Annotated in this window: 11 protein-coding genes and 1 pseudogene; 11 read left to right on the top strand and 1 reads right to left on the bottom strand. The window is 61.2% G+C overall.

Going from position 1 to position 10,932, the window contains the following annotated elements:
- From NTW95_03080 to thiM, 9 genes and pseudogenes are all read left to right on the top strand, one after another.
- Nucleotides 1–481: sulfite exporter TauE/SafE family protein (locus NTW95_03080; protein ID MCX6556403.1), on the top strand; the 481-nt coding region annotated here is incomplete at its 5' end.
- 109 nt (nt 482–590) lie between these two features.
- A complete protein-coding gene (locus NTW95_03075; GenBank protein ID MCX6556402.1) occupies nt 591–1,226 on the top strand; it encodes a hypothetical protein in 636 nt (211 codons plus the stop codon).
- Between the two features lie 2 nt (nt 1,227–1,228).
- Nucleotides 1,229–1,819, top strand: coding sequence for a DUF2764 family protein (locus NTW95_03070; protein ID MCX6556401.1), 591 nt, complete (start codon nt 1,229–1,231; stop codon nt 1,817–1,819).
- A pseudogene (locus NTW95_03065) lies at nt 1,812–3,245 on the top strand (V-type ATP synthase subunit A). Before NTW95_03070 ends, NTW95_03065 begins: the two are co-directional and overlap by 8 nt.
- On the top strand, nt 3,242–4,552 hold the full coding sequence (locus tag NTW95_03060; protein ID MCX6556400.1) for a V-type ATP synthase subunit B: 1,311 nt from the start codon (nt 3,242–3,244) through the stop codon (nt 4,550–4,552). Before NTW95_03065 ends, NTW95_03060 begins: the two are co-directional and overlap by 4 nt.
- A 2-nt stretch (nt 4,553–4,554) precedes the next feature.
- Nucleotides 4,555–5,160 carry a V-type ATP synthase subunit D gene (locus tag NTW95_03055; protein MCX6556399.1) on the top strand — a complete coding sequence of 202 codons (606 nt, stop codon included), beginning with the start codon at nt 4,555–4,557 and terminating at the stop codon, nt 5,158–5,160.
- Nucleotides 5,157–6,992 (top strand): V-type ATP synthase subunit I, encoded by a 1,836-nt coding sequence (locus tag NTW95_03050; GenBank protein ID MCX6556398.1) that lies wholly within the window; start codon nt 5,157–5,159, stop codon nt 6,990–6,992. The genes NTW95_03055 and NTW95_03050 overlap by 4 nt, the downstream gene beginning before the upstream one ends.
- A 3-nt stretch (nt 6,993–6,995) precedes the next feature.
- Nucleotides 6,996–7,427 carry a V-type ATP synthase subunit K gene (locus tag NTW95_03045; GenBank protein ID MCX6556397.1) on the top strand — a complete coding sequence of 144 codons (432 nt, stop codon included), beginning with the start codon at nt 6,996–6,998 and terminating at the stop codon, nt 7,425–7,427.
- 166 nt (nt 7,428–7,593) lie between these two features.
- Entirely contained in the window at nt 7,594–8,394 is an 801-nt protein-coding gene (gene thiM / locus NTW95_03040; protein ID MCX6556396.1) for a hydroxyethylthiazole kinase, read from the top strand.
- Nucleotides 8,395–8,408: 14 nt separating this feature from the next.
- Here thiM and thiE read toward each other — a convergent pair whose 3' ends face one another.
- The gene (gene thiE, locus NTW95_03035; protein MCX6556395.1) at nt 8,409–9,518 is read right to left on the bottom strand and encodes a thiamine phosphate synthase; all 1,110 of its coding nucleotides are present in this window, start codon (nt 9,516–9,518) and stop codon (nt 8,409–8,411) included.
- 213 nt (nt 9,519–9,731) lie between these two features.
- On the opposite strand from thiE, the gene accB reads away from it, so the two are divergent.
- A complete protein-coding gene (gene accB / locus NTW95_03030) occupies nt 9,732–10,244 on the top strand; it encodes an acetyl-CoA carboxylase biotin carboxyl carrier protein (protein MCX6556394.1) in 513 nt (170 codons plus the stop codon).
- Nucleotides 10,241–10,932: acetyl-CoA carboxylase biotin carboxylase subunit (locus NTW95_03025; protein MCX6556393.1), on the top strand; the 692-nt coding region annotated here is incomplete at its 3' end. The genes accB and NTW95_03025, both read left to right, overlap by 4 nt.

The raw sequence follows: 10,932 nt of genomic DNA, 5'->3' as shown, positions 1-10,932 counted from the left end.
GGCCGAATCGTGGCGCGGCAACGCCGCCGCCTGGCTCTTCATCGGCTTCGGCTTCGCCTATCTCGTCTGGGGGCTGCACCGGGCGATCAAGAACAAGCCCCACCAGCACCTCCATGCCCATGCCGACGGCTCGATCCACGAACATCTCCACGAACATAAGAGTGCCCATGTTCATGTCCACGACCTGAAGAAAAAAGCCAATATCACCCCGTGGATCCTTTTCACCGTTTTTGTCTTCGGCCCCTGCGAGCCGCTGATCCCCCTGGTCATGTACCCGGCGGCCAAGCACAGCATCCTGGGCGTGATCCTGGTCGCTTCGGCATTCGCAGTCGCCACCATCGCCACCATGCTGACCATCATCGCCCTCTCCAGCTGGGGCCTGCGCTTCGTCACGCTCGGTCCCCTGGAACGCTACGCCCACGCCCTGGCCGGCGCCGCGATCCTCCTCTCCGGCCTGGCCGTCCGGTTCCTGGGCTTATAGACCCGCACGCATCTCGTTCGCCGGCCGGAAATACACACCCAGACAGGATCTGCAGGGAAACAATAACCGCAAAGTTGACAGAACACGCCGATTCAAATAAAATCCAGGCATGGAAACCAAGGACATACCCGACGTGCAACTGAAGGAGCTGATCGACACCATCCATCGCGAGGGTGTGGACAAGGTCCGCCGGGAGAGCGACGCGCTGCTAAACCAGGCCAAGGCACAGGCCGACGAGATCGTGGCCGCCGCCCGGGTGCAGGCCGAGGCCCTGCTGGCGAACGCTCGGCGCGAACAGGAACGGCTGGAACATTCGGGCCGCGAGTCCCTCAAACAAGCGTCCAGGGATCTCCTGCTGCAGGTCAGAAAGCAACTTGAAACGCTTTTTTCGGCGCTGCTGAAGGAGAAGACCCGGGCAGTTCTCAATGACAAGGAAATCACCGCCGCCATTGCCGCCATGATCGCAAACTGGTCGCCGGAACGCCAGAACCAGATCGAGATCCTTCTGCCCCAGAAGCAGTTCGACTTAATGGCCGGCGCATTGCGCAAAGCTATGGCCGGGAAGATCGCCGCGGGCATCGAGATCAAGGCGGCCGCGGAACTGGCGAACGGATTCCGCGTGGCCGAAAAAGACGGGCAAGCTTTTTATGACTTTTCCGCCGAGAGCATCGCCGAGAACCTGGCCCTGTTTCTCAACCCGGTCATGGCCAAGATCGTCGCCGACGCCCTGCAACAGGATGTGTGAACTTGACTCAGTACTACTATCTCGTGGCATCCCTGCCCCTGCTCTTCTTCGCTGACACTCCTCCATTCAGCAGTCAAGCCTGGCTCACCATGTGTCGCGAGCAGGTTTCGCAAGGCGATTTCGCCCTGCTGTCACGGATCAGCTTTGGCGAGCTCCGCCCTTTGCCCGGCGACCATGCGCTGTGGCAAGCCTATTGCGCGTGGGAAACAGCCTTGCGCAACGAACTGGCCATGCAGCGCGCCCAGCGGCTGGGAATCAGCCCCGACCCGTTTCTGAGAGAAGCTCCGTTCTACACGGGCTTGTCGGCCCAGGTCAAGGAAGCGCTGGACGCCGAAACGCCCAAGGCGGCCGAAAACGCGCTGGACCGTGAACGCTGGTCTTACCTTGAAGAACTCGAAACCAACACCCAGTTCGATTTGGGGCGCCTGATCGTCTACCGGCTGAAGCTGCTGCTGCTGGAAAGAAAAAGTCAATTTCGACCCGGACCCGGCCGCGAGTCGTTCACGAAGGAATACAACCAGGTTCTGGATAAAGCGGCCGCTTGGACAAGCGCCACCGGTTCCCCCATGGCTGCGGAGAACGCAAATGACTAAAGGAAAGGTCATCGGAGTCAACGGCAACATGGTCACCGTCGAGGCGGACGGCGACGTTTCCATGAACGAGGTCGCCTACGTGGCCAGCGCCGGGAAAAAGCTCAAGGCGGAGGTCATCCGCATCCGCGGCCGCCGGGCCGAGCTGCAGATCTTCGAGATGTCGCGCGGCATCGGCATCGGCGACGACGTCGGGGGTCAACGGCAACATGGTCACCGTCGAGTTCGCCGGCGACGCGTCCATGAACGAGGTCGCCTACGTGGTCAGCGCCGCCGACACGCTGGGAACCGTTCCGGAAGGCATCTTCAGCCACCGCATCATGGTCCCCTTCCAGATGCAAGGGGTCCTGAAAGTCGTCCGCGTCGCTCCCGAAGGCGAATACCGCATCCAAGATACGATCGCCGAACTCGAGGATGATACGGGCAACCGCGTCCCGATCAGCATGAGCTTCAGCTGGCCGGTCAAGCGCCCGGTCACCTGCTATCGTGAACGCCTGCGGCCCGGCGAACCGATGGTCACCAAGATCCGCATCATCGACACCTTCATCCCCATCGCCCGCGGCGGCACCTACTGCATCCCGGGGCCATTCGGGGCCGGGAAGACCGTCCTGCAGCAGGCGATCAGCCGCAACGCCGAGATCGACATCGTCATCATTGCCGCCTGCGGCGAACGGGCCGGCGAGGTCGTCGAGACCCTCAAGGAATTCCCCAAGCTGCCCGACCCCAGGACGGGCCGCACCCTGATGGAGCGCACCATCATCATCTGCAACACCAGTTCCATGCCGGTCGCCGCCCGCGAGGCATCGGTCTATACCGCCGTCACCCTGGCCGAGTACTACCGGCAAATGGGCCTGCACGTCCTGCTGCTGGCCGACTCGACCTCGCGCTGGGCCCAGGCCCTGCGCGAAATGTCCGGCCGGTTGGAGGAGATCCCGGGAGAGGAGGCGTTCCCCGCCTATCTCGAGTCGGTCATCGCCGGCTTCTACGAACGGGCCGCCCTGGTGCGCCTGCGCGACAACCGCTGCGGATCGATCACCATCGGAGGCACCGTCAGCCCGGCCGGCGGCAATTTCGACGAGCCGGTGACCCAGTCGACCCTGAAGGTGGTTGGGGCTTTCCTCGGCCTTTCGCGCGAGCGGTCGGACGCCCGCAAATACCCCGCCATTCATCCGTTGGAAAGTTGGAGCAAATACCCGGGGCTGATCGACGCGGCCGGCACCGCATATGCCCGGAAACAGCCCGCGCGTTCTTCAACCAACTGCGCCAGAAGTTTCTCGACTACAACGGGGCCGAATGGCAAGGCGAGGAATTCCAGCGGCTGGAGAACGAGATCACGGCGTTCCTCGAAACCCGGCAAGGCGGGGCGGACGAAAAGGGGCGCACGATTTGGCAAACGCTCGGCGATGGAAATAAAAGGAACCCAGCATGAAAAAGGTCTACAGCCGGATCGACGCGATCGCCGGCAACGTCATCACCGTCAGCGCCAGCGATATCCGCTACGGGGAGTTGGCCGTGGTCAGCTCCGCGAAACGGTCGTCGCTGGCCGAAGTCATCAGGCTCTACGAGAACAAGGTGTCGCTCCAGGTATTCGCCGGCAGCCGGGGGATATCGACCGGGGACCAGGTCCGCTTTCTCGGGCACCCGATGCGCGTCTCTTTCTCCGACGACCTGCTCGGGCGCATATTCGACGGCGGCGGCAAGCCCCGCGACAAGGGCCCGGACTTAAGCGAAAACATGATCGAGATCGGCGGCCCCGCCGTCAACCCGGCCAAGCGCATCATTCCCAGGACGATGATCCGGACGAACATCCCCATGATCGACATGTTCAATTCGCTGGTCGTGTCCCAGAAGCTCCCCATTTTTTCGGTCTCGGGCGAGCCCTACAACCCGCTGCTGGCCCGAATCGCGCTGCAGGCCGAAGTCGATGTCATCATCCTCGGCGGCATGGGGCTCAAGTACGACGACTATCTTTTTTTCAGGGACTCCCTAGAACAGGGCGGCGCCCTGAGTCGGACCGTTTTCTTCGTCCATACCGCGTCCGACCCGATCGTCGAGTGCCTGCTCGTCCCCGACATCGCCCTGGCCGTCGCCGAAGGCTTCGCCCTGCAGGGCAAGAAAGTACTGGTTCTGCTGACCGATATGACCAACTTCGCCGACGCCCTAAAGGAGATCGCCATCACCATGGAGCAGGTGCCGTCGAACCGCGGCTATCCCGGCGACCTGTACAGCCAACTGGCGGCCCGCTACGAGAAGGCCGTGGATTTCTCCGGAGCGGGGTCCATCACCATCCTGGGGGTCACCACCATGCCCGGCGACGACGTCACCCACCCGGTGCCGGACAACACCGGCTACATCACCGAGGGGCAGTATTACCTCAAGAACGGCCGCATCGAACCCTTCGGCTCGCTTTCCCGGCTCAAGCAGCTGGTCAACAAAAGCACCCGCCCCGATCACCGGCCGCTGATGGACGGCATGATCACCCTTTACGCCGCCTACAAGGAATCCCTGGAAAAGAAATCGATGGGATTCAAGATGACCGACTGGGACCTGAAACTGCTGAAATACGGGGTGATCTTCGAGCAGAAGTTGATGGACCTTTCGGTCAACATTCCCCTGGAAGCCGCCCTAGACAACGGTTGGCAGATCCTCGCCACATGTTTCTCCCCTGAAGAGACCCGGTTGCGCAGCGAACTGGTCAGGAAATACTGGCCGGCCAAGGTTGCCGGCGCCGACTAGACATGCCCGCAGTGAAGCTGACCAAGAGCGAGCTGAAGAGGCAAAAAGACGCTCTGAAGCGTTACCGCCGTTATCTGCCGACGCTGCTCCTAAAAAAGCAGCAGCTGCAGATGGTTGTCCGTCAGCTGGAGGGCCGCCTGGCCGAAGAAATCCGGAACCGGCAAGGATTGATCGACGGGGCGGCGTCATGGCTGGACCTATTTGCCGAGCCGTTCCCCTTCCATGAGTGGCTGAGGGTCAAAAGCGTGCAGAGCGAATCGGCCAATATCGCCGGCGTGGAGGTTCCCGTTTTCAAATCCATGGACTTCGTCACCGAGAGCCACGATCTGTTCATGACCCCGCCCTGGGTCGACGAGGCGCTCTCCCTGTTCGCCAGGCTGGCACGGTTCGATGTGGAGATCGGCCTGCTACGCAGTCAGATCGGCCTGCTGGACGCTGAATTGCGGGTGACCAGCCAACGGGTGAACCTCTTCGAAAAGGTCAAGATCCCCCAGGCGATCGAAAACATTCGCCGGATCCACATTTACCTCGGCGACCAGCAGACCGCCGCGGTGGTCAGGGGAAAAATTGCCAAGAAGAATCTGCTGCGCAGGGCGGAGGCGTCATGATCGTCGCGATGAAGAAAGCATTCGTCATCGCCCGCCAGCAAGAAAAAGAAAACACTCTGCACCAGCTTCGCAAGCTTGGCGTTCTGCACGTCAGCGCCGTGCCGGCGCAGGTCCAGTCGGCCCAGGGATGGAAGGAAAAAAAGATCCTTCTCGAGAAAGCCCTTGCCGTGCTCTTTTCAACCTCCAAGAATAAAACGTCGTCGTCCCCTGCAAATGGAGCATCTGAAACCGGCAGCGTGGAAACCGTCCTGGCCACCGCCAGGTCCATCCTGGACACCCACGAAGCCATCCGCATCCTCGATGAAGTCGCCGATAACCTCGACCAGGAAACGCGCCGCTTGGGTGAATGGCAGGGTGTATCGGTTTCCGATATGCAGACCATCCGGGACCAAGGCTATGAGATCATGTTTTTCGAGGTTCCGCCCAAGCAGCTGGACCATATCCCGTCCGGGCTCCGCCCGTTCGTCATCAAGCGCAGCCGGATGCTTCTCTGGGTCGCCCTGGTCCTGAAGGCGGGCACTCCGCTCAATCTCGAATTCAAAACGCTCGCGCCGCCCCGGCGCGGCGCGGCTGAGCTGGAAAGGCTGCGGGCCGAAAACAAGTCCGATCGTCGCCAGTTTGGCAGGGAGTTGGAGAAACTGGGCGCCGAAGCAGGCATCCTTGAACGTGCCGTCCATGCCGTTGACCGGGAAATAGAGCTGGCCGAGGCCGCGGCGGCTATGGGCCATACGGAAGCGCTTTCTTTCCTGGGCGGTTTTCTGCCGTCCGATCAGGCGCCCGTCCTGAGAAAGGCCTGCCGGGACAACGGCTGGGCCTTGCTGCTCCAGGACCCTTCCAGGGAGGATGACGTTCCGACGATCGTCCGCAACCAGCGCTGGATCGACATCATCCAGCCGGTCTTCCAATTGCTGGGGACCGTACCGGGATACCGGGAATTCGACATCAGCTTCTTTTTCCTGCTGTTCTTCACCTTCTTCTTCGCCGCCATCATCGGCGATGCGGGTTACGGCCTGATCTTTTTCTCCGTATCCTTATTTTTCATCATCCGTTTGCGCCGCCGGAGCAAAAGGATCCCGGCGGCATTGTCGCTGATGATGATTCTCAGTTCCGCCACCATCCTCTGGGGCGCTTTGACCGGGAACTGGTTCGGCTCGGTAAAACTGGCCGCCTGGCCGTTTCTCTCCTGGATGATCGTCCCGGCGCTTTCTTCGTTCAATCCCAGCAGCGGCGAGACCTTCAAGCAGATTTTTTTTATCGTCGGGACCGTGCACCTTTCCATCGCCCACATCTGGAATTTTATCCGTCAATCCAAAGACAAGCCCTTCATCCGTTCCTTGGCCCAATTGGGCTGGCTGACGATGGTCCTGGGACTTTATTACCTGGTATTGAACATGGTGCTCAGCAGCGAGAAATACCCCATGCCCCGCCATGCCGTCTGGATGATCGGCTGCGGATTATCCTTCATCATCGTTTTTTCCCGCCAGGAAGGCCGCTTCTTCCACGGCGTCGCCATGGGCATCGCCAACCTGCTGACCACCTTCTTGAGCAGCATCAGCGCCTTCGCCGACATCATTTCCTATATCCGTCTCTTCGCGGTCGGACTGGCGGGCATAGAAATATCCAAGAGCTTCAACGGCATTGCCGCCAGCCTCGGGGGCACCATCCCCGGGATCATCACCGGCGGCATCATCCTGCTGCTGGGGCATTCATTGAACCTGGCCATGGGCTCCCTGTCCGTGGTCGTGCACGGCATCCGGCTCAATATGCTGGAATTTTCCGGGCATCTGGGCATGGAATGGTCGGGAAAACCTTACAAACCTTTCAAGGAGTAAAAAATGAACCTAAGTCAAATCGGAATCGGCGCGGTGTGCGCCCTGTCCGCCGTCGGTTCGGGCATCGGTGCCGGCGTAGCCGGCATGGCGGCGATAGGCGCCTGGAAGAAATGCTTCGCCCAAAACAAGCCCGCCCCGTTCATGATGGTCGCTTTTGTCGGTGCCCCCCTGACCCAGACCGTGTATGGCTTCATTCTCATGAACGCGCTGAAGGCTGCCAGGGCCAGGCTGGACCCGGGTTTCTTATTGGGAATCGGGCTTTTCGGAGGCCTGGCCATGGGCATTTCGGCCTGGTATCAGGGGAAAGCCGGCGCTTCCGCTTCGGACGCTTTCGCGGAAACCGGCAAGGGGTTCGGCAACTATATCATGGTCATCGGCCTGATCGAGACCGTGGCCCTGTTCATCATGGTCTTCATGCTGGGCGTGATCGGGTAAAGAAGGGTACAGGGTTTAGGGTACAGGGTCTAGGGGAAGAAAGCAGGCAGGTAAATTAAAATGCCAGCAATTTTCTTGACCCTCAACCTTACGCCTTACACCTTGCACCGATTTCATTATTTATCTGATGATTGTGAACACTGTTTTGCCTGGGAGTAATAAACTCATGCCGCTGAACGCAAAAGTTATTTACGCCAACTTGGAGAAGGTCCGCCGCGAGGCGCCGCTGGTGCACAACATCACCAATTACGTGGCCATGAACCTGACCGCCAACGCGCTGCTAGCCGTCGGCGCCTCGCCGGTCATGGCCCATGCCCGGGAAGAGGTCGAGGACATGGTGGGCATCGCTTCGGCCCTGGTGATCAACATCGGAACGTTGAGCGGCCATTGGGTCGAAGCGATGTTCAAGGCCGCGGTCCGGGCTGAAAAAAAAGGCATCCCAATCATCTATGACCCAGTGGGCGCCGGCGCCACCCCGTATCGCACGCGGACGATACGCGAGCTCATCCAGGCGGTTGCGCCGGCCATCCTGCGCGGCAACGCCTCGGAGATCATGGCCATTGCCGATGACAACGCGAAAACCAAGGGCGTGGACAGCGCCGCCACCGCCGAAACCGCCTTGGCTTCCGCCCGTCGCTTAAGCGAAGCGCACCATTGCGTAGTTTGCGTCAGCGGAAAAACCGACTATATCATCGACAAAAAAAGTATAGCCATGATAAAAAATGGCCACGCGCTGATGCCCAGGGTCACCGGCCTGGGCTGCACGGCTTCGGCCCTGTGCGGCGCTTTCGCCGCCGTCAACTCCGATCATTTCGCCGCCACGGCATCCGCCATGGCCGTGATGGGCATCGCCGGCGAGATCGCCGCCGGGAAAGCCAAGGGCCCGGCCAGCCTGCAGGTGGAGTTCCTGGACGCGTTGTTCAATTTGACTGACGCAGAGATCGAACGGCGTTTGAAGATTTCATAAAATATATTTTTTGATTATTTAAAAATCTCATTCACCGCCGCGACCTTGGCTGCGGTGTCGTCCTGGAATTCGCGCACCATGGCCGCGAAATTGGCCCCGGCCGCCTTCACCCCGGCCAGGTTGCCCAAGTTGATGCCGCCGATGGCCACCAGCGGCAGGGTGACCGCGGCCGCGATGCGTCGCAAACCTTCCAGTCCGACCACCGGGTACCCCTCCTTGGTCGGCGTCGCGAATATCGCCCCAACGCCCAGGTAATCGGCGCCCCGGCGCTCGGCTTCCAAAGCCTGCTCCAGACAAGAGCAAGAAACGCCGATGATCATCCCCGGCCCGAGCAGGGAGCGAGCGTCGGGAACCGCGATGTCGTCCTGGCCCAGGTGAACGCCGTCGGCGGCGCTGAGCATGGCGATATCGAGCTGGTCGTTGACGATGAACAACGTCCCGCTTTCCCGCGTGCAGGCGCGGATCCGGCGGGCCGTTGCCAACCGCTGCGCTGCCGGCGCCTCTTTTTCGCGGTATTGGACGACGCGCGCCCCGCCAAGGCAGGCCGCCCGGGCCACTTGCAGGTGATCGTTGCTGGTCACGACGTAGGCGCCATTGCCCAAGCCGCGCCAGCGCAGCCGAGTCTGAAGGGGGCGGAAGGCGCGCTCGATGATGCGGGCATGGCTGGCAAATGCCAGCTCGGGGAGCCTGGTATTCGAAAAATAGGCCGCTTCCGTGGCATCGTCCCCGGCCTGGAGCGCCCCGCCGTTGGCCTGCACCAGGAAACCGATCACCAGCACCGAACGGTACCAGGGATGGGGGCTCATCTCCATGCCGAGCAGCTCCTGCACCTCGCCTCTGATCCCGGCCTCCTCGCTCAGCTCGCGCAAGGCGCACTGGGCGGGAGTCTCGTCGGTCTCCTGGAAACCGCCCGGGAGGCACCATTTGCCCTTGCCGGGTTCCTGGCCGCGCCGCACCAGAAGCACCTCGAGCTTCGGGTTGAAAACGACCGTCGCCGTGGCCGGCAATGGATTTTCGTAAAGCGCCGTCTGGCAGGAGGGGCAAAAATCCCGCTCGTGGCCGTCGGGGTCCAAGCGGCGTTTCTCCACTCCTTTTCCGCAGTGCGGGCAAAATGCTTTAACCATGAAAAGCAGTTTAGGCCAAACGCAGGCAAAAAACAAGCGGAAATGGCTCGAAGGTTGGGAACCCCGGCCAGGGAGCTTCCGGGTTTACAAACAGGCACGGTTATATTATAATTAAACGGTCATTTCCCAAAAAAATAAGACCTAAGTTGTAGGGGTTCAATACGAGCTGCATTGAGATCATATTGAACCCCTGCTTGATTTGAGGAGGGTATCATGCGGATCCGAGACCTGGAATTGGAAAATTTGCTCGAATTGTTGAAAAAATATGATTTGACGGAGCTGACGCTCCAGGAAGGCCGTTTCTCGATCGCCATGAAGCGCGATATGCAGCCACATGCCTACGTTTCCCAATCCCTGCCGGGCATCGATTCAGTCGCCCCGGCCGGCCCGGCGACCAGCCCCGCGGTTAGCCCGCAGCCGCCGGTTCAACCCAAGGCGGTCGACCCCGAACCCGCGCCGCAAAACCCGGCCGGCTGGCATGAAGTCAAGGCGCCGCTGGTGGGCACCTTCTACCGCAGCCCCTCCCCCGACGCCGAGCCGTTTGTCGAGGAGGGGGACCAGGTGCAGGTCAACGACAAGCTCTGTATCGTCGAAGCCATGAAGATCATGAACGAGATCGAAAGCCCGGTCGCCGGCATCGTCAGGGAGGTTTGCGCCAAGAACGGCAAGCCGATCGAGTTCGGCCAGGTGCTGTTCCGCATCGAGGTCGCCGGCGTGAAAAAATGAAGTTCAAGATACTGGTCGCCAACCGCGGCGAGATCGCCGTCCGCATCATCCGCGCCGCGCATGAGCTGGGGTTGGAGGCGGTGGCGGTCTATTCCGAGGCCGACCGCGACGCCCTGTTCGTCCGCTACGCCGACCAGGCCGTCTGCATCGGCCCGGCGCCTCTGGCCGAAAGCTACCTGTTCTACCAGAACATCCTGGCCGCGGCCAAGTCCACCGGGGCCGACGCTATCCATCCCGGCTACGGCTTTCTCTCCGAGAACGCCAGCTTTGCCGAGGCCTGCCGGGTGCTGAACATCACCTTCATCGGCCCGCAGCCGATGGCCATCCGCAAAATGGGCGACAAGGCCATGGCCAAAAAGATCATGCGCGAGGCCGGCGTGCCGGTGGTGCCCGGCTCGGAGGGCGTCCTGGCCTCGTGCGAGGAGGCGCGGGCGCTGGCCGATGAGATCTGCTACCCGGTCATCTTCAAGGCGTGGGCCGGAGGCGGCGGCCGCGGCATGCGCATCGTGGCTGAAAAGAAGGAGCTGGAGAACGCGTTTAATTCTGCCTCCAACGAGGCCCAGAAGGCTTTCGGCGACGCCAGCGTCTCTCTGGAGACATACATCCCGGACCCGACGCACATCGAGAGCCAGGTGCTGGGAGACAAGCAGGGCCGGGCCGGCCACTTGTTCGAGCGCGATTGCTCGGT

The sequence above is a fragment of the Candidatus Aminicenantes bacterium genome, from assembly GCA_026393795.1.
GTDB lineage: Bacteria > Acidobacteriota > Aminicenantia > UBA2199 > UBA2199 > UBA2199.
Note: the sequence above shows the minus strand (reverse complement) of the source record. Positions and strands in the feature narration are given on the sequence as shown.

Coding starts and splice junctions, on each gene's coding strand:
- NTW95_03055 (MCX6556399.1), top strand. CDS start 4,555: ATGCCCGCAGTGAAGCTGACCAAGAGCGAGCTGAAGAGGCAAAAAGAC.
- NTW95_03075 (MCX6556402.1), top strand. CDS start 591: ATGGAAACCAAGGACATACCCGACGTGCAACTGAAGGAGCTGATCGAC.
- thiE (MCX6556395.1), bottom strand. CDS start 9,518: ATGGTTAAAGCATTTTGCCCGCACTGCGGAAAAGGAGTGGAGAAACGC.
- NTW95_03060 (MCX6556400.1), top strand. CDS start 3,242: ATGAAAAAGGTCTACAGCCGGATCGACGCGATCGCCGGCAACGTCATC.
- NTW95_03050 (MCX6556398.1), top strand. CDS start 5,157: ATGATCGTCGCGATGAAGAAAGCATTCGTCATCGCCCGCCAGCAAGAA.
- NTW95_03045 (MCX6556397.1), top strand. CDS start 6,996: ATGAACCTAAGTCAAATCGGAATCGGCGCGGTGTGCGCCCTGTCCGCC.
- thiM (MCX6556396.1), top strand. CDS start 7,594: ATGCCGCTGAACGCAAAAGTTATTTACGCCAACTTGGAGAAGGTCCGC.
- accB (MCX6556394.1), top strand. CDS start 9,732: ATGCGGATCCGAGACCTGGAATTGGAAAATTTGCTCGAATTGTTGAAA.